Below are 22,714 nucleotides of genomic sequence, written 5' to 3'. Positions count from 1 at the left end.
TTAAGTTTCCAAGAAGTCCCGCTACCTTCTTGGTGGCGGGCTTTTTTTTATTTATAGATTTTATATCTTTCAACTGACTTTTGAGGGACAACATGCAACGTTATCCTATGACTCCTGAAGGCAAAATTGCCTTAGAGAAAGAATTACATCAACTGAAAACCGTTGACCGTCCTCGTATCACGGCTTCGATTGCAGAAGCACGTGAACACGGCGACTTAAAAGAAAATGCAGAATATCATGCAGCGCGTGAACAGCAAGGCTTCTGTGAAGGCCGTATTCAGGACATCGAAGGGAAACTGGGCGCTTGCCAGGTCATTGATGTCAAAGAACTTGAGCAATCAGGTCGTGTGGTTTTTGGTGTAACAGTGACAATTGAAAACCTGGATACTGAAGAGCAAAAAACTTACAAGATTGTAGGCGATGACGAAGCAGACTTTAAGATCAACAAGATCTCTGTGAACTCACCAATTGCACGTGGTCTTTTAGGTAAAAACGAAGGCGATGATGTGAAAATTACGACACCAAATGGTGAAGTTGAATACGAAATTGTGAAAGTTGAATATATCTAAGCTTTAGATATTTACAACAATTAAAGCCCCTCAATTGAGGGGTTTTTTATTGCAAAACTATTGATTTAGCTTTAATTTATGAGCAAATAATAAAATAGATAACAAAAAATGGATGATCGCTTCATACACGCTTTTTACTATGCACTTGGCGGTTTGATCCTTGGTGTTGCCATCGCGATCAACTGGTCATACTTCATCGACACGCATACCAGTTCTGTCGTCATTATTTCAACCACGACACTCAGCTGCGCAATTCTGGGCTTTCATTTTCCCAATTGTATTGCTCGTATTTTTAGTATCTTTTGGAATTTGTTCAGATAAAATTTTTCATAATTTCAATCATATTCCTCACCCCCTTGTACACTCAGTACATATTCTGAGGATGTTATTCCACAGGGATACAAAGCCATCATTACAAATCAAAACTCACAATAAAATTGCCTTTCCTTTTAGGAAAGGAAGAACACTACTCGACAAAGGAGAGGCCTTATTTAAGAATCCCCCCAAAATCCCACTTTTTCAAAGGGGGACTTTTGTTTGATATAATCCCCCCACCTTCTAAACGCCATATACGCATGTCTGAAAAGTTAATTAATTCCCCTGTCAAACACTGGTGTGAGTTCGAATTCATCTCAAAAACGGTGAAGAATCCAAATATTCATATTAAGGGAAACTATTCTTACTATTCTGCTTATTGGGATCAGGGTTTTGAGCGTTGCGTGGTGCGTTATCTACATGACAAGCCCTCTACCCCAGATAAACCCATTGATCAGCTCTATATCGGCAATTTTGTCTGTTTTGGCGCAGAATGCGTGATTATGATGGGTGGTAATCAATTACACCGTACCGACTGGATTTCAGCCTTTCCCTTCGATACACGCAGTTTTGTGCCTGCTGGCGATACATTCATTGGCGATGGTTGCTGGATTGGCTCACGTGCCATGATTATGCAAGGTGTAACGCTTGGCGAAGGTGCTGTGGTGGCAACAGGTGCCGTGGTCACCAAAGACGTTCCATCATACGCAGTGGTCGGTGGCGTGCCTGCCAAAATTATTAAATATCGTTTTCCTAAAGCAGATATAGAAAAACTGCTTTCTCTTAAGCTCTATGACTTAGATGAAAAGCAGTTTTTAAAAATGCGTGAGCAGTTGCAAACAGATGATGTTAGATCACTGCTACATGCCTTTACTGCGCTTGAATAAAAGGGATTAACACCAAACTCCGCTGTTTATATTCGTCGATTTTATTATTTTTAAGCCAGTTTATATTCAAATAACTTAAACGCCATTCATAATAAGCCAATCCTACATCTCTATAGCTGATCTTAAGTACGGTCTCCTTCTGATCATCACAATAATTATTCTTTTTATCTTTCATATCTTTGTAGCAGGAAAGTCGATTCTGGTATTCGTAAAAAGGTAAATGCTCGAAGACCAGTTTTGTCTTTCCTTTTGGAAGTAATTGAATAAACTGTGCATTCTGTTCACCTGCATCATTTGAAACCCAGCCATGAATTAAGGCAATAGCATAACTATGCCGATTGAGTGGGTATAAGGCAGGATATATAAATTCTATACCACTCTTATCCTCTTTAAGCGCATAAACCTGTTGATACGTGGTTAGATCCCAATAATCAATGATTTGATATTTTCCAAGATTTTTTGAAAGCTGAATAATTTGTAAATTTTCATCAATTAAATAATATTTTTCAGCTTCAGCAATTTTAACTACCCAAAGTTTTGCATCACTCTCATCACAACTAAATTTTACTTTTTGACAAATTGATCTTATTTCTGCTTTGGAAATATTTTTTTCTTTAAAAGGAAGTGACTTAATTGAATCTGCAGCAAAAACAGGTAAAGCAATAAAGAAAATCAGAGTTGATAGTATTAAATTTTTAATCATCATACATATTCTTGTTATTTGTTTTATTTTAACTATTGTAGTGCTTTTCAGATTTTCCACCAACATCATCATCAAATATCAGACATAAAAAACCCCACTCAATCGGAGTGGGTTTTTTCAGAATATGGTGGCTATGACGAGACTTGAACTTGTGACCCCCGCATTATGAGTGCGGTGCTCTAACCAACTGAGCTACATAGCCTTAAACTGTGCGCGCATTATGAGATTTTCTTTAAAGAGCGTCAACCCCATAATGCACTGTTTGATCAAAATTTGTTGAAGTGAGCCGATAAGCCGGGTTCTGTCGTGAACGATCATTCCTCTAGGCGCACAATCACTCATGCGCTCAAGCGACCTACCCGAATCCAGCATGGGCCATGCCTAATGGATTCCTATTTGGTCTTGCTTCCGGTGGGGTTTACCTCGCCATGAACTGTTACCAGCCATGCGGTGCGCTCTTACCGCACCCTTTCACCCTTACCTCCGATTCCGATTGCTCGAAAACATAATGAAGGCGGTCTTCTCTCTGCTGCACTTGCCGTCGGTTTACACCGCCCAGGCGTTACCTGGCACCTTGCCCTATGAAGCCCGGACTTTCCTCCCCTGCTTCAATCACGGAGATCTCCACAGCAGCGATCGTCTGGCTCACTTCGAGCGGCATAGTACCAAATATCGAGACTAATTGCTTGATGTTTTTTGAGCAGTCAGTTTTTCATACTTGGCTTGCAGCTGCTCCTGCGTTTCCGCATGGTTCGGATCCAGTGGAATACAATCCACCGGACAGAACAGCTGACATTGCGGTTGATCATGATGTCCGACGCACTCTGTACATAAATCTGGATGAATCTCATAAATGAGTTCACCCATATAAATGGCCTCATTCGGGCATACAGGTTCACAGACATCACAATTAATACATTCATCGGTGATATATAAAGACACGCTACCAACCTTGTTGAAGTTTACGCTCGAAGGCCGCAACCACGTTTGGTGGTACAAACTTGGTCACATCACCTCTTAATCGAGCAATTTCACGCACCAAAGTGGATGAAATAAAAGAATATTGCTCTGAAGGGGTTAAAAATACCGCTTCAAAGTGGGAGTCCAGCTGACGGTTCATATTGGCCAGCTGAAATTCGTACTCAAAATCAGACACTGCACGCAAACCACGCAATACAGCAGTCGCCTTTTGCTCACGGAAAAAATTGACCAGCAAACCGTCAAAACCTACAAATTCAACATTGTCCAAATGACTCAATGACTCTTTTGCCAATGCGACACGCTCTTCCAGACTAAATACCGGATTTTTATGATGACCGATGGCAATCGCCACAACGACCTCATCAAACATTCGCGCTGCGCGGGTTACCAAATCAATATGTCCATTGGTAATTGGATCAAAAGTCCCCGGATAAATCACACGAGTTTTAGACATCCATTTGTACTCTGTTTGTTATGTAGAATCTTATTTTAGCAAAAACTTGTTTTTTTGGTGAATAATCCTCATTAATTTAAAAAACTTCACCTTATTTCTAGTTGCGGTACAATAGCAGCACGTTTGGAAGTATCAGATTATGGCGAAAGCATCTATTGTAGTAAAAAAAAATAATGGCGGTACCATTGCACTGAATAAACGTGCCCGCCACGATTATTTTATTGAAGAGAAATTTGAAGCGGGGCTGTCATTAAAGGGCTGGGAAGTCAAATCAATGCGTGCCGGTCGTATGACCATTGTAGAAAGCTATATTACCTTTAAAAATGGTGAAGCTTTCCTGTTTGGTGCGCAAGTTCAGCCTTTGCTGAGTGCTTCAACACACGTGGTGCCTGAAGCGACCCGTACCCGAAAACTGTTGTTGAATCGCCGTGAAATTGAAAAGCTGATGGGCGCGATTAACCAGAAAGGTTATTCCTGCGTGCCACTGGCCTGTTACTGGAAAGGCCCGCATGCCAAGCTGGAAATTGCACTGGTCAAAGGTAAGCAGCTCCATGACAAACGTGCCACTGAAAAAGACCGTGACTGGCAACGTGATAAAGCGCGAATTTTCCATAAATAATGGATCAATACTTGAATATAAAAACCTCCAGCATGTGGAGGTTTTTTTATCACTGACTAAGCTGGATGATTTAAGCGCGCCAGTGTCAAAGCAATATATTCGCCAAACCAGAGCGCGGTTTTTAAATCCCCTTCAGGTGGGGTGACTTCTACCGGTGCATTGTCCGACTGGGTCATCAGCCCCAAAAAGCTCGACATACGATTCAGATCAGTCACGGCACGACCTGTCGGCATCAAGGGCAAACCGCTCCACAACATACCATGCTGCATCGCAAACAGGTTGATTTGCTGCAACACTGCCAGTTTGTCGCCACTAAGTCCGCCACCATTGGTAAAAGCTGCTGCCAGTTTGCCCTGCCAGCTACGCGCCAGCCAGCGCTTGGATGACTGCTCCATAAACAGCTTCATGGCAGAGGTCAGGCTTCCCATATAGGTCGGACAACCAAAGACAATCGCATCTGCGGCATCTAGCACATCCCAATCAATATGTTCGACATTCATCATATGCACCTGAACACCAGTTTCCCGTGCACCATCAGCAATAAAATTTGCCACTTTAGCCGTGTGTCCATAAGGACTGTGATAAACAATCGCAACAGATTTGGAAGATAGGGACATAATGCTCAAAAGCCAAAAAATTCAGTTAAGTTTAACATTTTCATGCCATAAACACGAATGTCGCCATACGACCCGTTTTAGGCTCACGGCGATAAGAAAAATATTCATCTGCTTGACGATAAGAACATTGATCCCCGCCCAATACGGTATGTATCCCATGTTGCTGCAAGATATAGCGTGCAATCGCATACAGGTCGGCATAATATTTACCTAGCTGTTCACCACCCTGAAATGCACTGTCCAGTTCAGGATATTTACTGCAAAAAGCCACTTTTACCTCTGTACCAATTTCAAAACAGGGCTGACTGATCGCCGCACCAAGCCAGGCCCAGGTCGGCGGAGTCTGCATGGCGGCAATGGTATTTTCGACAATACCACCGGCCAGACCACGCCAACCGGCATGCAAATTGGCAACTTCCGTACCATCGGCATTACCTAACACCACCGGCAAACAGTCTGCGGTCATCATCATCAAAGCATGCGCTTTGCGCTGCGTCACCAGACCATCGCCGACCAATGCCTCAAAAGTTATCTGTTCATTAATGCTATGACAGATGGTGCTATGGGTCTGTGTCATCCAGGTAATTTTATCTACGCCAAAGGCAGCGAAATCTTGCAATAAAGCCATACGATGCTGTTGTACCCGCTGCGCATCATCCTGCACATGCAAGGCCAGATTAAAACCTGCAAGCTCAGGCTGCGTGGATGGCTGTACTTTCGCATGATGAACGCGGGTCTGACCCACATACACACCTTGTGGAAGTCCTGGTACAAATTGCATCTCGATTCCTTGCTTTGACGCAAGCTAAATAAAAAAATTAATAGGCTTTGTTTTCGGTGCGCAGCACTTCAATCAGATTGGCAAAATCTTCCGGCCACGGCGCTTCAAAGGTCATTTCTTCTTTGCTACGCGGATGGGTCAGACCAAGTTTTGCTGCATGCAAGGCCTGACGTTTAAAGCCACGTAAAGTATCATCTAATAATTGTGATGCACCTGCCGGCATACGTACACGCGGCATATACACCTGATCACCAATCAGGCCAAAGCCGATATAGCTAAAATGCACACGAATCTGGTGGGTACGTCCGGTTTCAAGACGGGCTTGAACACGGGTGAAATGCTGGAAGCGCTCTTTGACGTTATAATGCGTTACTGCATCTTTACCGCCCGGAAGCACAGTCATTTTCACGCGATCCACCGGATGGCGTTTGATCGGTTCATCAATGGTACCGCCAGCAATAATATTGCCATATACCACCAGATCATATAGACGATACACTGATTTTTTCTCAAGCTGTTTGCTAAGAGAGAACTGTGATTCCAGATTTTTCGCGACGACCAACAGACCACTGGTGTCTTTATCAATACGGTGTACCAGACCGGCACGTGCCAGTTCAGCCGATTTTGGATAATGATGTAACAAAGCATTCACCAAAGTACCCGATGTATTGCCTGCGCCCGGATGCACAACCATGCCGACAGCTTTGTTAATGACGATAATGTCATCATCTTCATAGATGATGTCCAGTGGAATATCTTCCGGCAGGCTGCGCGTTTGCGCTTCAAGCTCGACATTTAAGGTCAGGATTTCAAAACCATCACTTTTAAATTTCGGCTTGACCGGCTGACCATTCACCAATAAATTGCCATCTTTGATCCATTGCTTTAATTTTTCTCGGGAAAAATCGCTCCAGACCATCGCGGCAATCTGGTCGATCCGTTGCCCGATATAAGTTTCATCCAGTTGAAATTGCAACGATAAACGTGTTGCAGTTGCTTCTGAAGTATGGTTATCTGCATCCTCAGAATCTTCAAGTAAATTGAAATCAGTATCAGGGATATTAGAATTGGAAGATTGTGCTTGACTCATTTGCTCATTCAGACAAAAGTGGTTTAATAGTGCAATTGTAGCTCATTGCCCGTATTAACAGAGGAATTTTTATGTCGCTACCACATTATAAAATGACAATGCTTGCCCTCACGATTGGCATTGCATCGGCAATGGTAGGCTGTAGCAGTAATCCCAAAAAAGAAGTCGTGGATAAAGGTCCTGAATCTAGCGAGCAAGTTTATATTCAAAAAGCACAGAAAGCGCTAGATCGTAATCAATATACCGATGCCGCAAAACAGCTAGAAGCACTGGAAACCTATTTCCCGACCAGTCAGTATGCTCCGCAAGCGCAGCTTGAACTGTTATATGTAAAATTTCAGCAAAAAGATTATGAAGGTGCAGTGGCACTGGCAGAGCGCTTTATCCGTCTGAATCCACAACATCCAAATGTCGACTATGCTTACTATGTACGCGGCGTATCCAATATGGAGCAGAACTATAATGGTCTGCTGCGTTATACCTCGCTGAAACAGTCGCATCGTGATGTCAGCTATCTGAAAGTGGCTTATCAGAATTTTGTCGATTTCATTCGCCGCTATCCGTCTAGCACCTATGCGGTCGATGCAGCGCAGCGCATGAAATTTATCGGTCAGGAACTGGCTGAGCATGAAATGAATGCGGCACGCTTTAATTTAAAACGTAAAGCCTATCTGGCTGCGGTTGAACGTGCACAATGGGTGGTGGAACATTATCCACAAACCCCTCAGATTCCAGAAGCACTGGCAACGATTGCCTATGGCTATGATCAACTGGGTGATAAAGCAACCTCTCAGCAATATGTTGATATGTTAAAGCTGAATTATCCAAATCTGGTGAAATCTGATGGTACGGTCAACTTGCGTGCAGCACGTAGCGAAAGCAGTTTCTTTAACCGTGCCACACTGGGTATTTTTGGTAAAGAAGCCAAGACGGTGACTGACAACAATGCAGAGTCGGATGCGCCAGAAACTGAAAAGCGCAGCCTGACCAATCGTGTATCTTTTGGTTTGCTTGATCGTCCTAAAAATACCGAAGCAGAGCAACCTGAACCGACTGCCGAATAAGCCGACTGTCGCAGGTGCATTTTCTTTAAGGGCAAGGTATCATACTTGCCCTTTTGCTTTGTCCCGGCCAGGCTTGAACAAATCGTGCAAAAGGTATACAAAGGAAGTTAAAAAGAATTGACCTGAATCAGTTGAATCCTATTGATTCAATCACTTAAACCTTAGATACGCAGCACGAGAAGCTCAGCAGATTATGGCAATTCCTCAACATACGATTGATCAGATTCTCGATCGCACCGATATTGTCGATGTGATTGGTCAATTCGTGAAACTGAAAAAAACTGGCCGTACCTATTCGGGCTGCTGTCCTTTCCATCAGGAAAAATCGCCCTCTTTTCACGTCTATCGTGACAAACAATATTTTCACTGTTTTGGCTGTCAGGCCAATGGCAACGCCATCCGTTTTTTAATGGACATTGGTAGCCGTAATTTCGTCGAAGTGATGAAAGACCTGTCCAGTCAGACCGGCATTGAACTGCCAAAAGACAATACTGATTCCAATAAATTAAAATACAAACGGGAAGCCGCCAAACCGAAAATAGTCGCTGCGACCAAAGTTGAGAATACGCAAGCTCCGCAACGTCCAGCACAAGAACATTCTGTGTCGGATGCTTCTTTTGATCCATTTGCAGAGTTTCAGGCCTCCGAACAGGATTTCTACGGCGACCCTTTTGCTGCTTTTGAACACATGCCGATGGCCGAAGTTCAGCAAGACGGCAACTTATACGACCTGCTGGAAAATATTGCGCAGTTCTATGAACGCCAGTTACCCAACAGTTCCAGTGCACAGCAATATTTCAAGCAACGTGGCCTGACTGCAGAAACCATTGCCTATTGGCGCTTAGGTTATGCACCTGAAGACTGGCAACATCTGGAAAAAGCCTTTCCTCAGGATATCGAAGGCCTGAAACTACTGGGGCTAATTCGTACCAGCGACAGTGGCCGTGATTTCGACCTGCTGCGAGAGCGGGTAATTTTCCCGATTCGTGATACCAAGGGTCGTGTGGTCGGCTTTGGTGGCCGTGCGCTCAATGACGAGATCAAGCCCAAATACATCAACTCGCCAGACTCTGAAGTTTTCCATAAGAACCAGTTGCTTTATGGGCTGTATGAAGGCAGAAAGCAGAAAGCCCAGGAATGGCTGATGGTCGAAGGCTATATGGATGTGATTGCATTGCAGCAATACGGCATTCATGGCGCAGTCGCGACACTGGGAACTGCCAGTAATACCGACCATCTGAACATTCTGTTTAAGCAGAACAACCGGATTACCATTGCCTTTGATGGCGATGCTGCCGGTCAAAAAGCCGCACGCCGAACGCTGGACATTGCCCTGCCATTACTCAGTGATGGCCGTGAGCTGAAATTCTTTGTTTTGCCTGCTGACCATGACCCGGACTCCTTGATCCGCCGTGAAGGCATCGAAAACTTTAGACGCTTGCTGGATCAGGCGCCGCTGATGTCGGACTTCGTGTTTGCCCATCTGACCCAAAATCAGGACATCACTACCCCTGAAGGTAAAAGTCAGGTCATGGGTGAACTGAAAAATCTGACCGAATTATTGCCTAAACATGGCTCATTCCGCTATTTGCTGCAGCAATTTTTCCGCGAAAAGCTGGGCTTTAACCGTAAATGGCAACCCAAGGTTAATACCGATGCATCCTTAAGTTTTAGCACCAAAATTGATGCTGAAGAATATGTGATTGCAATTTTGATGAATCATCCCTATTTGTATATTCATTTTGAACCACTGCGTGCGCTGGTATCTGAAGATCAGCTGCTGTTTAAAATCCTAAATATTCTGAATGTGATTTTTGATGACCTGCCGGATGATCCTGAACTGTCGATCTATTATGTTTTGGGTGCCTGTGCAGTACATCATCATGAATTACAGCATATTCTACAACATGCCAATGTGAGTGATTATACCTCTTCGCCTGAACAGGCCGACAAACTGGCGGCAGACTTCTCGACCAAGCTGCAATATCAGTGTCTGAAAAACAAGATAAAATCGAAAAAATTTAGCAGCATTGCAGAAATGAAGAATCTGAAAATGCAGATTTACGAAATTGATAAAAAACGCTCCATGACCTTATTGGACGATTAACAGTTTTAAATCGCTTCAAATAAAAATAAGGCGTTTATCTCTAAACGCCTTTCTTCAAAATAGCTATTGTTAAAGAGCTCGCTAATGTTTGGTCTTGCGGCGTGTATCAACTACCTCTTGCAAGGTATCGCGCATCATTTCAAAACAGCTTGGATCTTCCGCTTTGGCCGCCTCACGCAGCACAATAGAAGTCGGATGTAAGAGTTTCTGAGTCAGGCGGTGCGAAAACTCAGCCATAACCATTTCTGCTTTTTCACCCTTGGCAATACGTTGCAGCGCCAATGCCAGTTCTTCCTGCCGCAACTCTTCACCATGGTCACGATAAGCATGAATGGTGGCCCCGGCCTGCTTGACCTTTTGCTGGGTCATCAGTTCTGTTGCGAGCTGATTCACCATAACTTCGGCTTCAACCGCAGCCTGACGACGATGCGCCAGATTTTCCTCAATCACGCTTTGCAGATCATCGACGCCATACAGATATACCCCATCAAGTTTTTCAACTTTAGGATCGATATCACGTGGCACGGCCAGATCGACTAACAACATTTGCTGGTAACGGCGTTTTTTCAGTGCCGCTTTGATATCTGCAAAATGAATCACCTGATGCAGACTGCCGGTACAACTGGAAATCACATCGGCGCGATGCAGATTGTCTGCCAGCTGGTCAAAGTCAATAATTTCTACTTCCACCCGATGCGCAATTTCCTGCGCCAGAATGTCGGCACGTTCGCGGGTACGGTTACAGATAATAATCTTGCCCACACCCATTTCTGCGAGATGCTTGGCGACCAGACTGTTCATCTCCCCGGCTGCTACCACCATAATGGTGAGCTTGTCTGGATGACTAAATACCTGTAGGGTCAACTGTGCGACCGCATAGCCCATTGATACCGCATGACTGCCGACAGCGGTCTCGGAACGAACCCGTTTGGCCGCATAAAAGGCATATTCAAAAATTCGGTTTAAACTGCGTGACACCGTCTGGGAATCTTTGGCAAGAGAAAGAGCATTTTTGACTTGTCCCAGAATCTGCGGTTCACCCAGCATCAGTGAATCCAGACCACTGGCGACACGCATCAAGTGCGTCACGGCTTGGGCATTTTCATAACGATAGACATGATTTTGCAGCTGTTTGACATCCACCCCATTTTTTTGGGCGAGCCAGTTCAGCACCATGTCGACATTGTCAGACATCGCGTAAACTTCGGTTCGGTTACATGTAGACACCACCACCATGTCGTTTAATTCAGGGTGTTGGCTTTGCTCGGCAAGAATGGCACTTAACTTTTCAGGGTTAAACGCAACTTGTTCCCGCAGTTCTACAGAGGCAGTTTGATGGTTGACACCCAATGCAAAGAAAGACATATCAGGTCATCATTTCAATAAATTTATGCTATTGTGCAATATCGGTGTCATAAAAAGCATTACTTGGATCAAGAAAAATTGCGTCAAACAATCAGCCGTATCAACGGCCCTACAATTAAGCAATATTCTACCACATTCCTACTGGTGGGTAGCATGGCTTCAACTGCTCATCTTTATGCAGCGGAAGCAGTTTACCATGCAAATCAAAATTATGATGCCATAAAACAAAGTATGATGGCCGAGTTTGCCATTGCCGCACATGACATTCCGACTGCTTTGCACAACTATACAGTTCTGGCAATCAAGAGCAACTCCACCACGGTCAAGCAGCGTGCACTGAATGTTGCATTGGAACATGATGATTTACAGGCAGCCCTCGATATCTCGACCCACTGGGTGGTACAGGAGCCGCAGGATGTCCCCGCTTTATTTTATTTATCCCATATTGCCCTGAAAGCGCATGAGTATGAGCTGGCGGCAGAGACCTTAGAGAAAATCCTGCAAATTGATGACAGTGCCGATCTGGAAGAAATTCTCGCTGGGATTTCACCTGAAGGCACAGAAGACCGCAGCTATCTGATTCAGGCTTTAAGCACCACCAAAGCCAGAGACAATCCGTCTATTCTGGTGCTGGTGGCCGGTCTGGAAGCACAAAATGGTCAGCTGGAACAGGCTTTAAATACCATTAACCGTGCTCTAAAAAAACGTCCGAATGCGACTGGTTATATCCTGATGAAAGCCAATCTGCTGAATGCTCTTGGCGATCCAGAAGAAACCCTGCAATGGTATGAAAAATCCAGCCGTAAACACCGCAATAATCTGGATGTGCGTCTGGCCGAAGTCAAATATCTGGTCAAGCTCAATGAATCGACTTTAGCGCTAAAAAAACTGCAGGATATTCTAAAAAAATGGCCAACGGCTGAAGAAGCCTTGTTTATTGCCGGACTGACCAGTATTGATCTGGAAGAATACGAGAAGGCCGAAAAACATCTGGTCGAACTGCGTTATTCTGCACAGTATCAAAATGAAGCCTATTATTATCTGGCAGTGAATGCTGAACGCAAACAGCATTATGAAACCGCCAAAGCCTATTATCGTCTGGTCGATGGCAGTCTGTACACCGTCTCGCGTCGTAACATGATCTCGATTTTTGCCCAGCAGGATAAGCTGCATGATGCGCTGCGTTTCTTGACTCAGGAACGGGTGAATTATCCGCAACATGCCAGCTTTTTATATCTGGCCCAGGCAGATATTTTAACGCGTATGCAGAATAAAAAAGCCGCGATCCGCCTGCTAGAAGAAGCCAGCAAAAACCTGCCGGATGATCCGGAACTGGTTTATGCACAAGTGCTATTGCTAGATCCACATCAGGATCGCAACAAGCTGGATGAATTGCTGGCAAATTTACTCAAGATTGAACCGAATAGTCCGACCTATCTGAATGCCTATGCCTATACCCTGGCAATGCAGAACCGGCGTCTGGAAGAAGCGCGCCGCTATGTCGAACAGGCACTGGAATATGCACCGGAACAGGCTTCCATTCTGGACACCTATGGTTATATCTGTTATTTACAGAATGACTTTGCCACGGCTGCAGATGTGTTATACAAAGCGTATCAACTCAATCCAAGCGTGAAGATTGGGGTACGTTATGCGCGTTCGTTGTACATGAATGGTGATATACAACACTTCCATCAAGTGTTACAACAATTACAACAAAACCATCCAAATGACCCCGAATTAAAACAACTTAATTCGCTATTGTTAGCACCACAAAACCAAACGAGTTAATTCTTTTATGCGCAATTTAAGCCAATTGGGCTGCTGTGCCTTTGCAGCAACTGCTTTATTCTTAACTGGTTGTCAGCAGATGATCAATCCGCAAACGCCAGTGACGCCTTCTGTACAGGCAGATAATCAATTCCAGCTGCAAGGTAAAATTGGTGTGCGCACACCGCAACAGACCGGCAGTGCATTCTTTACCTGGGTACAACAGCAAGAAGAATTTGATATTGAGCTGAGTGGCATTTTAGGTGTGGGCAAAACCCAGATTTCCGGCACGCCCGGCCAAGTCACATTAAACAGTGCTAAAACGGGTGTGATTCAGGCGGCCAGTGCCGAAGAATTACTGCAACGCGCCACAGGCTGGCAAGCACCGATCAGCTATTTAGTGGACTGGGTACAGGCCCGCCCTGCGACAACGACTGCCAAATTGCAAAAAGATGATACACAGCGGATTAGCCAGATTATTGAACAGGGCTGGACGGTCGATCTCAATTACAATGCGCAGGCCAAAATGCCAAACCGCTTGATTTTAAAGCAGTCACTTGAAAATGGTGCGGAAAACCGTATTACAATGATCATTGAAAACCGTTAATTGACCTGATGTTAGCCCATGATGATTCGTGTTCCCTCGCCTGCTAAACTGAATTTGTTTTTACATATTACCGGTCGCCGTGAAAATGGCTATCACGAGCTGCAAAGCATTTTTCAGCTGATTGATCTGTATGACTGGCTGGAGTTTGAACAAACAGATAATCAACACATCCAGATTGAAGGGCTGGCCTCAGTCGATCTGGAACAAAATTTAATCTATCGTGCGGTACAACTGTTGAAGCCCTATGCTCAAACACTGACCGGGCTAAAGATTCGTCTGGAAAAAAATATCCCGATGGGTGCTGGACTCGGTGGCGGTTCGTCGAATGCAGCCACCACCCTGATTGTGCTGAACCAGCTCTGGCAGTGCGGTTTAAATATCGAGCAACTGGCAGATCTCGGAGTCAAGCTGGGTGCAGATGTACCGATATTTGTACATGGTCGAAATGCCTGGGCTGAAGGCATTGGCGAACACTTAACATTCATAGACTTAGATCAAAAACAATTCATTGTGTTAAAACCTGACTGTTTTATCAGCACTCAACTGCTTTTTTCGCAAAAAGCATTGACAAGAGACACGAAGAGCACTAAATTTTGCGCCTATCAGCAAACGCCATCTGATTTTGGAAATAACTTTGAGCCACTGGCTCGATCCTTATATCCTGAAGTCGATGAAGCGATGCAATATCTCGACCAGTTCGGTATTGCAAAACTTACAGGTACAGGTGCTTGTGTGTTTATTGAAGTCACTGAAAATCTGAATATCGAAGATATTCTTGCAAATGCACCATGTAAAGCTTACCTGGTCAACAGTTTACAAGAATCACCTTTAGTTCAGTTTAAAGTGTAGATAGGGGTATCGCCAAGTGGTAAGGCACCGGGTTTTGATCTCGGCATCCGTTGGTTCGAATCCAGCTACCCCTGCCATTTTCACCTGTAGATGTACTGTATTAGGGGTATCGCCAAGTGGTAAGGCACCGGGTTTTGATCTCGGCATCCGTTGGTTCGAATCCAGCTACCCCTGCCATCTTACAGTTCATCAAATTTAGGGGTATCGCCAAGTGGTAAGGCACCGGGTTTTGATCTCGGCATCCGTTGGTTCGAATCCAGCTACCCCTGCCATTTTCTCGAAAAAAGACAGAACACTCATTTGCTGTAAGACTGTTAATTTACCTTGACACTTTACCGTAAAAATATTAAAGTTCTGCCGCATTAGGGGTATCGCCAAGTGGTAAGGCACCGGGTTTTGATCTCGGCATCCGTTGGTTCGAATCCAGCTACCCCTGCCATCTATTCCCATATATCCCAACCGCCAAGGGTGCTTCATGCCCAATCTTGTCGTTTTTAGTGGATCTGCGCATCCACAATTCGCTCAAAAAGTCGTAAGTCACTTACATATTCCTCTAGGCGCTGCCTCTGTAGGTCAGTTCTCTGATGGTGAAATCGCTGTCGAGATTACTGAAAACGTTCGTGGTAAAGACGTATTCGTCGTGCAACCTACTTGTGCTCCTACTAACGATAACCTGATGGAAATCTTAGTCATGGCTGACGCTTTGCGTCGTGCAAGTGCAGGTCGTATTACTGCCGTGATTCCTTACTTTGGTTATGCTCGTCAAGACCGTCGTCCACGTTCAAGCCGTGTGCCAATTACTGCTAAAGTCGTTGCAGACATGCTGACGACTGTAGGTATTGACCGCGTTGTGATGATTGATCTTCATGCTGACCAGATCCAAGGTTTCTTCGATATCCCTGTAGACAACATCTACGGTACACCAGCGCTACTTGCTGACTTACGTCAGCAGTCACATCACAACCTGATGGTGGTTTCACCTGACGTCGGTGGTGTGGTTCGTGCACGTGCTGTTGCGAAACAAATGGGTGATATCGATCTTGCAATCATCGATAAGCGTCGTCAAAAAGCGAATGAATCACAAGTGATGCATTTGATTGGCGATGTGAAAGATCGTGATTGTGTCATCGTCGATGACATGGTAGATACTGCAGGCACTTTATGCAAAGCAGCTGATGCATTGAAAACTTTCGGTGCTCGCAAGGTTGTTGCTTATGCAACGCATCCAGTACTTTCTGGTAAAGCATTAGAAAACTTAAGACATTCTGTGATTGATGAGTTGGTGGTTTGTGACACCATCCCACTTTCAGATGAAGCTTTAGCACTGGGCAAGATTCGCCAGGTTTCCGTAGCCAGCATGGTTGCCGAAACGATTCGTCGCATTAACAACGAAGAATCTATTAGCGCAATGTTCGATTCTTATCTATAATAGAGCGCTGAATTTTCAAAGCCCTGCCATTTGGTAGGGCTTTTACTCACTAGACTGGTCGCAAGTCTGGTTCATTTAACTTAAATAGGATGTCTATCATGGCAAACTTCGTATTAAACGCAGCAGCACGTGAAGAAGCAGTTCAAGGGAAAGGTTCGAGCCGCCGCCTTCGTCTTCAAGCTAAAGTTCCTGCAATCATCTACGGTGGCGAAGCTGCTCCTGTAGCTGTTACTCTTGAGCTTCGTCAGCTTGTTAAATTCTTAGAAAATAACTCTTTCTTTGAAGAAGTTATCGAAATTGATGTAGACGGTAAAGTTGAAAGCGTGAAAATCCAAGCCTTACAACGTCACCCAGCTAAAAACACGCCTATGCACGCTGACTTTAAACGCGCATAAGTGTTAATGGTGTAATTAGTGTCAAATATTTCACTGATTGTTGGTTTGGGCAACCCAGGTTCTGAGTATGCCCAAACCCGCCATAATGCAGGGGCCTGGTTCGTAGAACGCCTTGCAGAGCAATATGGCATTACCCTCAAGAAAGACCCGAAATTCAATGGATTTAGTGGTCGTGGCAATATCGAAGGTCAAGACGTTCGTCTTCTTCTACCTACAACCTTTATGAACCTTTCCGGTAAAAGTGTTGTTCCTTTCGCCAAATTCTACAATATCGCACCTGAATCGATCCTGATTGCCCATGATGAACTGGATATGAATCCTGGTGTCATTCGCCTGAAAACGGGTGGTGGTCACGGTGGTCATAATGGTCTACGCGATATCGTGCCGCATATTGGTTCAAACTTCCATCGCCTGCGTATTGGAATCGGCCATCCTGGTGCCAAAGACCGTGTTTCTGGTCATGTGCTCAGCAAAGCGCCGAGCAGCGAACAAAAGTTAATGGATGATGCAATTTCACATGCGCTCGCACGTACCAAAATGCTGGTGAATGCAGAAGTACAGCAAGCCATGAATCAAATTAATGCCTATAAGCCGAACTGATCATTCAAAAATCGCTGGACAATTCCGCTTGTCAGAAAGATCATTTAAGCGCAAAATGCGCAAGCCTACCCACTTATCCAGTGTCGTAGAAATTGATTCAACCATATGATGATCAAAGTCTTAGTTCAACTCAGGGGACGCTAGCCATGCTATCTCGTTTATTAAAATGCAAAATTCACCGCGCTCACGTTACACATGCAGAATTACACTATGAAGGTTCATGTGCAATTGATGGCGTTTTGATGGATTTAGCTGGCATTCGCGAATACGAAGAAATTCATGTGTGGAACGTGACCAATGGTAAACGTTTTGCAACTTATGCCATTCGTGGCGAAGATAATTCAGGCATCATTTCAGTCAATGGTGGCGCTGCACATCAAGCCGATGTAGGCGATATCATCATTATTGCAACTTTTGGTGATTTCACTGAAGCTGAAGCAAATGCACATCAGCCACGCTTGGTCTATGCAAATCCAAACAATACCGTCAGCCATACTGCCAACTGTATTCCGGTACAAGTCGCTTAAGTCGATGCGACCAGATTCCCAAAGCTCGCACCTCGCGGGCTTTTTTATGGCCAGAATGACTAAATATAATTAACTGCCCTGCCGCCAGCTTTTAGAACTTTCACAATTTAGGGGCTTTAAATGGGAGTCAACAAGATTAACCAGTAAAGCCTTTCCATTTTCCTTAAGCTTAAGTTCGGCAAATTTGGCATTGCGATAACACGGCTCTAGGCCTTCGGCGAATAAAAAACTATTGGCCGCCGGATATAAAGCTTCAAAACTATTGCGTGGATTCTTTAACAGCAGTTTTGCGGAAGATGCCGGATGAACTTGTAACAGACGCGGATCAAAACTGCTTCGTATCACTCGTCGTTGTGCATCCAAGCGTACATAGCTCACGATCTGAGACCGATCTTTAAAATCCTGAATAGTGATATCTGAACCTGTTTGATTCAGGGCAGTTTCATCAGCATCCAGACCAGCAAAATGCAACTGATAGTTCAGCGCCATATAATCGCCCTGCAAAATCGAACGCGGATCGACGGGCGCCAACTTAACAAAAATACTCTGACTATTTCTTAAATGCCATTCATGCTGGATAATTAAGCCCACAAATAAGGCAATACTAAAAATACTCAGGTGTAGCACCCAGAACTTTTTCATGAGGCTACTCCTGTTTTCGACTGAAATTTCGGTGAGCTCAACACATAAGCCAGAAGCAAAACCAGCAGACCTGAAGCAAAGATACTGACACTCTTAAATAAAAAGCTGAGTCCCAGATTGTAATACAGCAACCATAACCAGAAGATCAGTAACAGAACCAATAAGGCCTGCATCAATCGCTGTTGATTGACCATCGCCCAGGCCATAAGTACCAGAATGATGAAAATTTCAAAATAGCCCAGTGCAATCAGTAAAATGCCTACGGCAGGAATCAGCCAGAGTGGTGTCAGCGAAAATTGCTTCAGATGTATTCCGATAAAACTCAGCAGCCATACTGCGGGTAAAATATAGAAAACAATTGCTTCATCTATACCGCGCGGATGCAGTTGCTGCGCTACGCCAAATTGCAACAGACATTGAAAAATAGCCGTTGCTGCCAAAATACTGATCATCCACAGATTCACACTTTTGGCATAAGCTGAAGCAAGCCAGTGTCTTGCAGTGAGTAAAGCCACGGTCAGCACACTGTAATTCAACAGCATGATCCATGTGATCAGGCGATGGTCATGAGAAAATGGGTGCTGCTCGATTAAAACTGCAATTCCCAACGCATGAGCCAGTAATAACTGTAATAGCAGCACCAGCCAATGCATGCGATTCATGATACTTAGCAACGTAATACCGATTTGTATCAGCCAGATCAGCAATAAACTATCTGTCAACAATTCGGTATGAATCAGGACAGCAGCCTGACCGCAGACCCACAAACAATAAGCCAATTGCCGCAGAAAAACTGAAGGCTTGCTATGAATCAACCACCAGGCAATCCCGATAAAGATTAGCCCCATCAGGATGGATAAACTTTCCCAATAGGTCAGCAACAGTATGGCCAGTATCACACCAGCAATCCATGCGCCCAGCGCCAGTGGAATGACCGAAAACCGGCTCTGGGGTAACAGCTTTATCAGCAGCGCACTAATCGCCGCAAACCAGCCAAAGATGAGCAAAGCCAGCACCAATAAGCCTGCAGCTGAATTTTGCAAATATTGGTCTGTGAGATCAAAAATCAGAATGCTAAAACTCAGTGCCAGCCCTGCAACCAGCAAACTGGTTTCCAGCTGTTGCTGCCGAGTATAGAAATAAGCACTAAATAACAGTGCTAAGACCAGTACCGAAGCCAAATACCAGATCGAATTCGAGTCGATAAATCGAAACATGCTAAATACCGAAATGAGTACCACCACGGCAATCAACAGATAGCGTAAAACCGGATAATAGCGTAATGCATAGATCAGACTCAGTCCGGTCAACAGATTAAGACTGAGCAGATAGGCAGTTTCAGCACGTACCAACCAAAAGCTTTGTTTAAAATAAAAATAAAGCGCCAGCTGGCTGACCACGCAAAATAATGCAAACACACCAATATTCGGTCGATACAGCCAAGGCAAAAGTAACAAGGCCCAAAGCAAAAACAATTGATAACTGTCAGCACCGGTCTGATAAATCTGCCCAATCACCGCCAGACTTAAGCCCAGCATTAAACCCGATACAGTATCCAGACTTTGTCTTAACTTTTCTCGCGCAGCGAAATGCACACTCAGCAATGCCGAACCCAGCAATAAAACTTGCGGCATAAACAACTGGACAAATTTCGGCAGCATCCACCAGTTTGCTGCCAGCAGATATACGATACTGACAGCGATCAGCGCGAGTCCAATGATTTGAAGAATCTGAATAACAGCAGGTTGAATAAATAACAGCGGTGAGAATGGATGATCGGGCTTGGGTACTGTTTTAGACATGCTGATCTGTTCAATTTTTATTTGATTTTACCTTAGCATGATTTTTAGCGCATATGCCAGGCAGGAATCTTACAACTGTGCAGTACTTTTTTAAATCAGGATCTGATAAATGCCGTAAAGAGCAATGATCAGCAGAATGAGACCACACAAGGCCAGCAAATGCGGATACAACCGAGAACGGGATAAACGATTAAAACCCAAATACACCACTGACAGGGTCAGGAAATCCAGCACGATCCAGCTCAGGGTTAAGATTATGAGACTTAAATCGAGATCAGATGTAATACCAATAAACTGCGGGAAAAAAGCCGCAAAGAAAATAATATCTTTGGGATTGGAAATACCGACCAGAAAACCCTGCTGAAAGCCGCCACGTACCGGAGATAACTTCTTTTGAGCTGACTCTGCTTGCTGAAAAATCACCTCCCGAAATATTTGCAGCCCCAGATAACCAATATACAGACAACCCAGCAACTTGATGGCATCCAGCCACTGTTCATTAATGACCAGCAAGCCTTTCAGGCTTAATATCGATAAAGCAATCAATATCAATGAAGCAAAATTGGTGCCAAAAATAGTTCTTAAAGCCGCAGCATAACCGCCTTTTAGACCGGAACTCGCCACCAGCAACATCACCGGACCAGGCGTGGCGATCATTACCACAACAGCCAGACAATACAAGAGATACTCACTGATATTCATGCTCTTCCCTCAGCTGTTGTTATTTTTCTGCATAAAAAAAGAGGACTTATTCCTCTTCCTGCAGATGAATCAGATGTTGACTGATACCATCCGCCCGCAGAAAAGCCAGATCATAACTGGCAGTGGCCAAAGCCAGGATCCGGCGCTCAAATTCATCCCAGAGTGGACGTACCTGCTTATAATGAATCCCCAAACCACTATCATCGGTAAAATGCCGATTTTTTTCACAGAGCTTTAAAGCATGATACAGCTTACGCCCTTTGGAGGCATCGTCACGTAAACGTACCCGTTTTGACAGCACAAAGGCTTGAACCTTGACGATATCTGCATGTGGCAACAACGGCACTAAAATCTGATCCAGCTGTGCATCCAGACGCCGCCATACGGCATGATGCTGATCAGCGCCATAAGTGTTCCAGTGAATCACCTCATGATTGAAACGGCGGCAACCACGACATACCGCATCACCAAATACGGTCGAGCAACGCCCAGCACACGGGGTTAAAGACGCAATACGACGATCTGAACTCAAAACACACTCCAAAGATACTACAACTTCCAGTACCTGCATCACTGCATAAAACTTTACAAAATTCCGGGTCGGGCATGACTATACACGCTCTCCCCCATGAATTGAAGCCTGTTAAAAGGCAAGTGTTTTACTCGCTTATTCACTCGAATCACGCTAAAATATGCGCCTTTAAATTATCATGCTACGTTGGAGTATTCCATGAACGCTACTGTAGAACAGCTTGCACCTGTAGAACAGCAAGCGACCTCAGGTTGGGTTGTTGCCGCACTTTATCAATTCAAAGAAGTTCAAGATCCTGCCGATCTTCAACAACGTCTTTTAGACTTGGTAAAAACAATCAACCTTTGTGGAACACTCATTGTAGCGGGTGAAGGGATTAACGGTACGGTTGCAGGTGACCGTGCATCGATTGATCAAATTCACCAGTTCCTTCTCAATGAAGGCTTTGTTGAAATGGAATATAAAGAGTCAGACAGCTCTGACAAGCCATTTCGTAAAATGAAAATTAAATTAAAAAAAGAAATCGTGACTTTAGGGGTAGAAGTGAAACCACGTGATCTGGTCGGTCACTATCTTGATCCTCAGGAATGGAATGAACTGATTGCGCGTGATGACGTGATTCTGGTTGATACCCGTAACGATTACGAATACAAAGCAGGAACGTTCAAAGGCGCGATTGACCCGAAAACTGAAAGCTTCCGTGAATTCCCTGAATATGTGAAAAATAATCTGGAACAGCACAAAGACAAGAAAATTGCCATGTTCTGTACCGGTGGTATTCGCTGTGAAAAATCAACCTCTCTGCTTCTGCAAGAAGGTTTTACAGAGGTGTATCACCTGAAAGGCGGTATTTTAAAATACCTGGAAGAAACTCCGGCTGAAGAAAGTATGTGGGAAGGCGAATGCTTCGTATTTGATGGCCGTACAGCAGTAACACACGGTGTCGAAGAAGGTCAAAACACCAAATGCCATGCCTGTGGCTGGCCTTTGCTTCCTGAAGAAGTGGCGCTGCCAAGTTATGAACATGGTGTCTCTTGCGTGTACTGCATTGACAAGACCACAGAGAAACAAAAAGACGGTTTCCGTATGCGTCAGTCCCAAATTCTGGCAGCAAAACGTAAACGTCTCTAAGCCAGCCGCTTTGTAAGAAAATATATAAAAACCCTCTTCGGAGGGTTTTTTATTTACATAAAAATTACAACAGTAATAAAACTCTCACCAATTCATTACCAAGAACCTTATTTTTTTCCAAGCAAGATTGCTAGTCTATTGAAAAGTCTATCTTAAGCCAAGTCTTTCATTATTAA

At 44.4% G+C, this 22,714-nt stretch carries 24 protein-coding genes, 5 tRNA genes and 1 other RNA gene; 17 read left to right on the top strand and 13 right to left on the bottom strand.

Features of this window, described 5'->3' with window-relative positions; all coding sequences use genetic code 11:
• Nucleotides 1–92: 92 nt before the first annotated feature.
• Both greA and FTU40_RS09160 read left to right on the top strand, forming a co-directional pair.
• Entirely contained in the window at nucleotides 93–569 is a 477-nt protein-coding gene (greA, locus tag FTU40_RS09165) for a transcription elongation factor GreA (protein WP_005097724.1), read from the top strand.
• A 575-nt stretch (nucleotides 570–1,144) separates the two neighbouring features.
• Entirely contained in the window at nucleotides 1,145–1,771 is a 627-nt protein-coding gene (locus FTU40_RS09160) for a CatB-related O-acetyltransferase (RefSeq protein WP_005097726.1), read from the top strand.
• Here FTU40_RS09160 and FTU40_RS09155 read toward each other — a convergent pair.
• From FTU40_RS09155 to coaD, 5 genes are all read right to left on the bottom strand, one after another.
• Nucleotides 1,755–2,477: a hypothetical protein gene (locus FTU40_RS09155; RefSeq protein ID WP_159138243.1), complete on the bottom strand. Its 723-nt coding sequence runs from the start codon at nucleotides 2,475–2,477 to the stop codon at nucleotides 1,755–1,757. The two genes, FTU40_RS09160 and FTU40_RS09155, sit on opposite strands and share 17 nt — an antisense overlap.
• Nucleotides 2,478–2,599: 122 nt before the next feature.
• Nucleotides 2,600–2,676, bottom strand: a tRNA-Met gene (locus tag FTU40_RS09150).
• A gap of 72 nt (nucleotides 2,677–2,748) precedes the next feature.
• Nucleotides 2,749–3,126: RNase P RNA component class A (gene rnpB / locus FTU40_RS09145), an RNA gene on the bottom strand.
• 26 nt (nucleotides 3,127–3,152) lie between these two features.
• Nucleotides 3,153–3,416 (bottom strand): YfhL family 4Fe-4S dicluster ferredoxin, encoded by a 264-nt coding sequence (locus tag FTU40_RS09140; RefSeq protein WP_005097729.1) that lies wholly within the window; start codon nucleotides 3,414–3,416, stop codon nucleotides 3,153–3,155.
• A 1-nt stretch (nucleotide 3,417) separates the two neighbouring features.
• Nucleotides 3,418–3,909 carry a pantetheine-phosphate adenylyltransferase gene (coaD, locus tag FTU40_RS09135; RefSeq protein WP_004280585.1) on the bottom strand — a complete coding sequence of 164 codons (492 nt, stop codon included), beginning with the start codon at nucleotides 3,907–3,909 and terminating at the stop codon, nucleotides 3,418–3,420.
• Between the two features lie 139 nt (nucleotides 3,910–4,048).
• Here coaD and smpB point away from each other — a divergent pair, with 139 nt between their 5' ends.
• Nucleotides 4,049–4,528 carry an SsrA-binding protein SmpB gene (smpB, locus tag FTU40_RS09130; RefSeq protein WP_004280586.1) on the top strand — a complete coding sequence of 160 codons (480 nt, stop codon included), beginning with the start codon at nucleotides 4,049–4,051 and terminating at the stop codon, nucleotides 4,526–4,528.
• Nucleotides 4,529–4,584: 56 nt separating this feature from the next.
• On the opposite strand, the gene FTU40_RS09125 is transcribed toward smpB, so the two are convergent.
• The 3 genes from FTU40_RS09125 to rluD are packed head-to-tail and all read right to left on the bottom strand — an operon-like array spanning nucleotide 4,585 to nucleotide 7,016.
• Nucleotides 4,585–5,145, bottom strand: coding sequence for a flavodoxin family protein (locus FTU40_RS09125; protein ID WP_005097730.1), 561 nt, complete (start codon nucleotides 5,143–5,145; stop codon nucleotides 4,585–4,587).
• Between the two features lie 40 nt (nucleotides 5,146–5,185).
• The gene (gene pgeF / locus FTU40_RS09120) at nucleotides 5,186–5,926 is read right to left on the bottom strand and encodes a peptidoglycan editing factor PgeF (protein ID WP_180040598.1); all 741 of its coding nucleotides are present in this window, start codon (nucleotides 5,924–5,926) and stop codon (nucleotides 5,186–5,188) included.
• Between the two features lie 37 nt (nucleotides 5,927–5,963).
• The gene (gene rluD / locus FTU40_RS09115; protein WP_100534869.1) at nucleotides 5,964–7,016 is read right to left on the bottom strand and encodes a 23S rRNA pseudouridine(1911/1915/1917) synthase RluD; all 1,053 of its coding nucleotides are present in this window, start codon (nucleotides 7,014–7,016) and stop codon (nucleotides 5,964–5,966) included.
• A gap of 71 nt (nucleotides 7,017–7,087) precedes the next feature.
• Here rluD and FTU40_RS09110 point away from each other — a divergent pair, with 71 nt between their 5' ends.
• Together FTU40_RS09110 and FTU40_RS09105 are read left to right on the top strand one after the other, a co-directional pair.
• Nucleotides 7,088–8,080, top strand: a complete 993-nt coding sequence (locus FTU40_RS09110; protein WP_180040596.1) for an outer membrane protein assembly factor BamD — start codon at nucleotides 7,088–7,090, stop codon at nucleotides 8,078–8,080.
• Nucleotides 8,081–8,273: 193 nt separating this feature from the next.
• Nucleotides 8,274–10,187: a DNA primase gene (locus FTU40_RS09105; RefSeq protein ID WP_005097734.1), complete on the top strand. Its 1,914-nt coding sequence runs from the start codon at nucleotides 8,274–8,276 to the stop codon at nucleotides 10,185–10,187.
• An 81-nt stretch (nucleotides 10,188–10,268) separates the two neighbouring features.
• Here the strand turns inward: FTU40_RS09105 and hemA are convergent, their stop codons facing one another.
• Nucleotides 10,269–11,552: a glutamyl-tRNA reductase gene (gene hemA, locus FTU40_RS09100; RefSeq protein WP_180040594.1), complete on the bottom strand. Its 1,284-nt coding sequence runs from the start codon at nucleotides 11,550–11,552 to the stop codon at nucleotides 10,269–10,271.
• Nucleotides 11,553–11,630: 78 nt separating this feature from the next.
• Between hemA and FTU40_RS09095 the strand changes: the two genes are divergently transcribed.
• The 11 genes from FTU40_RS09095 (at nucleotide 11,631) to panD (ending at nucleotide 17,729) form a co-directional block, all read left to right on the top strand.
• Nucleotides 11,631–13,343: a tetratricopeptide repeat protein gene (locus FTU40_RS09095; RefSeq protein WP_034608942.1), complete on the top strand. Its 1,713-nt coding sequence runs from the start codon at nucleotides 11,631–11,633 to the stop codon at nucleotides 13,341–13,343.
• Between the two features lie 7 nt (nucleotides 13,344–13,350).
• On the top strand, nucleotides 13,351–13,929 hold the full coding sequence (gene lolB, locus FTU40_RS09090) for a lipoprotein insertase outer membrane protein LolB (protein ID WP_005097737.1): 579 nt from the start codon (nucleotides 13,351–13,353) through the stop codon (nucleotides 13,927–13,929).
• Nucleotides 13,930–13,950: 21 nt separating this feature from the next.
• Entirely contained in the window at nucleotides 13,951–14,778 is an 828-nt protein-coding gene (gene ispE, locus FTU40_RS09085) for a 4-(cytidine 5'-diphospho)-2-C-methyl-D-erythritol kinase (RefSeq protein ID WP_035337985.1), read from the top strand.
• 2 nt (nucleotides 14,779–14,780) lie between these two features.
• Nucleotides 14,781–14,855 (top strand) — tRNA-Gln (locus FTU40_RS09080).
• 25 nt (nucleotides 14,856–14,880) lie between these two features.
• Nucleotides 14,881–14,955: transfer RNA gene (locus tag FTU40_RS09075), tRNA-Gln, on the top strand.
• Nucleotides 14,956–14,975: 20 nt separating this feature from the next.
• Nucleotides 14,976–15,050, top strand: a tRNA-Gln gene (locus FTU40_RS09070).
• A gap of 92 nt (nucleotides 15,051–15,142) precedes the next feature.
• Nucleotides 15,143–15,217 (top strand) — tRNA-Gln (locus FTU40_RS09065).
• A gap of 36 nt (nucleotides 15,218–15,253) precedes the next feature.
• A complete protein-coding gene (locus tag FTU40_RS09060) occupies nucleotides 15,254–16,207 on the top strand; it encodes a ribose-phosphate pyrophosphokinase (protein ID WP_005097740.1) in 954 nt (317 codons plus the stop codon).
• 98 nt (nucleotides 16,208–16,305) lie between these two features.
• Nucleotides 16,306–16,602: a 50S ribosomal protein L25 gene (gene rplY / locus FTU40_RS09055; protein ID WP_005097741.1), complete on the top strand. Its 297-nt coding sequence runs from the start codon at nucleotides 16,306–16,308 to the stop codon at nucleotides 16,600–16,602.
• An 18-nt stretch (nucleotides 16,603–16,620) separates the two neighbouring features.
• Nucleotides 16,621–17,202 carry an aminoacyl-tRNA hydrolase gene (gene pth / locus FTU40_RS09050; protein ID WP_074383404.1) on the top strand — a complete coding sequence of 194 codons (582 nt, stop codon included), beginning with the start codon at nucleotides 16,621–16,623 and terminating at the stop codon, nucleotides 17,200–17,202.
• Nucleotides 17,203–17,348: 146 nt separating this feature from the next.
• Nucleotides 17,349–17,729 (top strand): aspartate 1-decarboxylase, encoded by a 381-nt coding sequence (panD, locus tag FTU40_RS09045; RefSeq protein ID WP_005097743.1) that lies wholly within the window; start codon nucleotides 17,349–17,351, stop codon nucleotides 17,727–17,729.
• Between the two features lie 69 nt (nucleotides 17,730–17,798).
• Here the strand turns inward: panD and FTU40_RS09040 are convergent, their stop codons facing one another.
• The 4 genes from FTU40_RS09040 to FTU40_RS09025 form a co-directional block, all read right to left on the bottom strand.
• Nucleotides 17,799–18,371: a GDYXXLXY domain-containing protein gene (locus FTU40_RS09040; RefSeq protein ID WP_005097744.1), complete on the bottom strand. Its 573-nt coding sequence runs from the start codon at nucleotides 18,369–18,371 to the stop codon at nucleotides 17,799–17,801.
• Entirely contained in the window at nucleotides 18,368–20,173 is a 1,806-nt protein-coding gene (locus tag FTU40_RS09035; protein ID WP_180040592.1) for a DUF2157 domain-containing protein, read from the bottom strand. Before FTU40_RS09035 ends, FTU40_RS09040 begins: the two co-directional genes overlap by 4 nt.
• A gap of 90 nt (nucleotides 20,174–20,263) precedes the next feature.
• The gene (locus FTU40_RS09030; RefSeq protein ID WP_100329105.1) at nucleotides 20,264–20,875 is read right to left on the bottom strand and encodes a LysE family translocator; all 612 of its coding nucleotides are present in this window, start codon (nucleotides 20,873–20,875) and stop codon (nucleotides 20,264–20,266) included.
• Nucleotides 20,876–20,921: 46 nt separating this feature from the next.
• Nucleotides 20,922–21,407 (bottom strand): DUF1289 domain-containing protein, encoded by a 486-nt coding sequence (locus FTU40_RS09025; protein ID WP_035337988.1) that lies wholly within the window; start codon nucleotides 21,405–21,407, stop codon nucleotides 20,922–20,924.
• A 198-nt stretch (nucleotides 21,408–21,605) separates the two neighbouring features.
• On the opposite strand from FTU40_RS09025, the gene FTU40_RS09020 reads away from it, so the two are divergent.
• Nucleotides 21,606–22,538: a rhodanese-related sulfurtransferase gene (locus FTU40_RS09020; RefSeq protein ID WP_005097749.1), complete on the top strand. Its 933-nt coding sequence runs from the start codon at nucleotides 21,606–21,608 to the stop codon at nucleotides 22,536–22,538.
• Nucleotides 22,539–22,714: the final 176 nt, after the last annotated feature.

The sequence above is a fragment of the Acinetobacter sp. YH12100 genome (assembly GCF_013419135.1).
Classification (GTDB): domain Bacteria; phylum Pseudomonadota; class Gammaproteobacteria; order Pseudomonadales; family Moraxellaceae; genus Acinetobacter; species Acinetobacter pseudolwoffii.
This window is presented reverse-complemented; position numbering and strand designations above follow the sequence as displayed.

Bases quoted from the DNA above. Each gene is read 5' to 3' on its own strand.
- FTU40_RS09035 (WP_180040592.1), bottom strand. From the start codon at position 20,173: ATGTCTAAAACAGTACCCAAGCCCGATCATCCATTCTCACCGCTGTTA.
- panD (WP_005097743.1), top strand. From the start codon at position 17,349: ATGCTATCTCGTTTATTAAAATGCAAAATTCACCGCGCTCACGTTACA.
- FTU40_RS09110 (WP_180040596.1), top strand. From the start codon at position 7,088: ATGTCGCTACCACATTATAAAATGACAATGCTTGCCCTCACGATTGGC.
- rluD (WP_100534869.1), bottom strand. From the start codon at position 7,016: ATGAGTCAAGCACAATCTTCCAATTCTAATATCCCTGATACTGATTTC.
- FTU40_RS09040 (WP_005097744.1), bottom strand. From the start codon at position 18,371: ATGAAAAAGTTCTGGGTGCTACACCTGAGTATTTTTAGTATTGCCTTA.
- FTU40_RS09160 (WP_005097726.1), top strand. From the start codon at position 1,145: ATGTCTGAAAAGTTAATTAATTCCCCTGTCAAACACTGGTGTGAGTTC.
- pgeF (WP_180040598.1), bottom strand. From the start codon at position 5,926: ATGCAATTTGTACCAGGACTTCCACAAGGTGTGTATGTGGGTCAGACC.
- greA (WP_005097724.1), top strand. From the start codon at position 93: ATGCAACGTTATCCTATGACTCCTGAAGGCAAAATTGCCTTAGAGAAA.
- smpB (WP_004280586.1), top strand. From the start codon at position 4,049: ATGGCGAAAGCATCTATTGTAGTAAAAAAAAATAATGGCGGTACCATT.
- FTU40_RS09125 (WP_005097730.1), bottom strand. From the start codon at position 5,145: ATGTCCCTATCTTCCAAATCTGTTGCGATTGTTTATCACAGTCCTTAT.
- lolB (WP_005097737.1), top strand. From the start codon at position 13,351: ATGCGCAATTTAAGCCAATTGGGCTGCTGTGCCTTTGCAGCAACTGCT.
- ispE (WP_035337985.1), top strand. From the start codon at position 13,951: ATGATTCGTGTTCCCTCGCCTGCTAAACTGAATTTGTTTTTACATATT.
- FTU40_RS09020 (WP_005097749.1), top strand. From the start codon at position 21,606: ATGAACGCTACTGTAGAACAGCTTGCACCTGTAGAACAGCAAGCGACC.
- rplY (WP_005097741.1), top strand. From the start codon at position 16,306: ATGGCAAACTTCGTATTAAACGCAGCAGCACGTGAAGAAGCAGTTCAA.
- coaD (WP_004280585.1), bottom strand. From the start codon at position 3,909: ATGTCTAAAACTCGTGTGATTTATCCGGGGACTTTTGATCCAATTACC.
- FTU40_RS09155 (WP_159138243.1), bottom strand. From the start codon at position 2,477: ATGATGATTAAAAATTTAATACTATCAACTCTGATTTTCTTTATTGCT.
- hemA (WP_180040594.1), bottom strand. From the start codon at position 11,552: ATGTCTTTCTTTGCATTGGGTGTCAACCATCAAACTGCCTCTGTAGAA.
- FTU40_RS09105 (WP_005097734.1), top strand. From the start codon at position 8,274: ATGGCAATTCCTCAACATACGATTGATCAGATTCTCGATCGCACCGAT.
- FTU40_RS09030 (WP_100329105.1), bottom strand. From the start codon at position 20,875: ATGAATATCAGTGAGTATCTCTTGTATTGTCTGGCTGTTGTGGTAATG.
- FTU40_RS09060 (WP_005097740.1), top strand. From the start codon at position 15,254: ATGCCCAATCTTGTCGTTTTTAGTGGATCTGCGCATCCACAATTCGCT.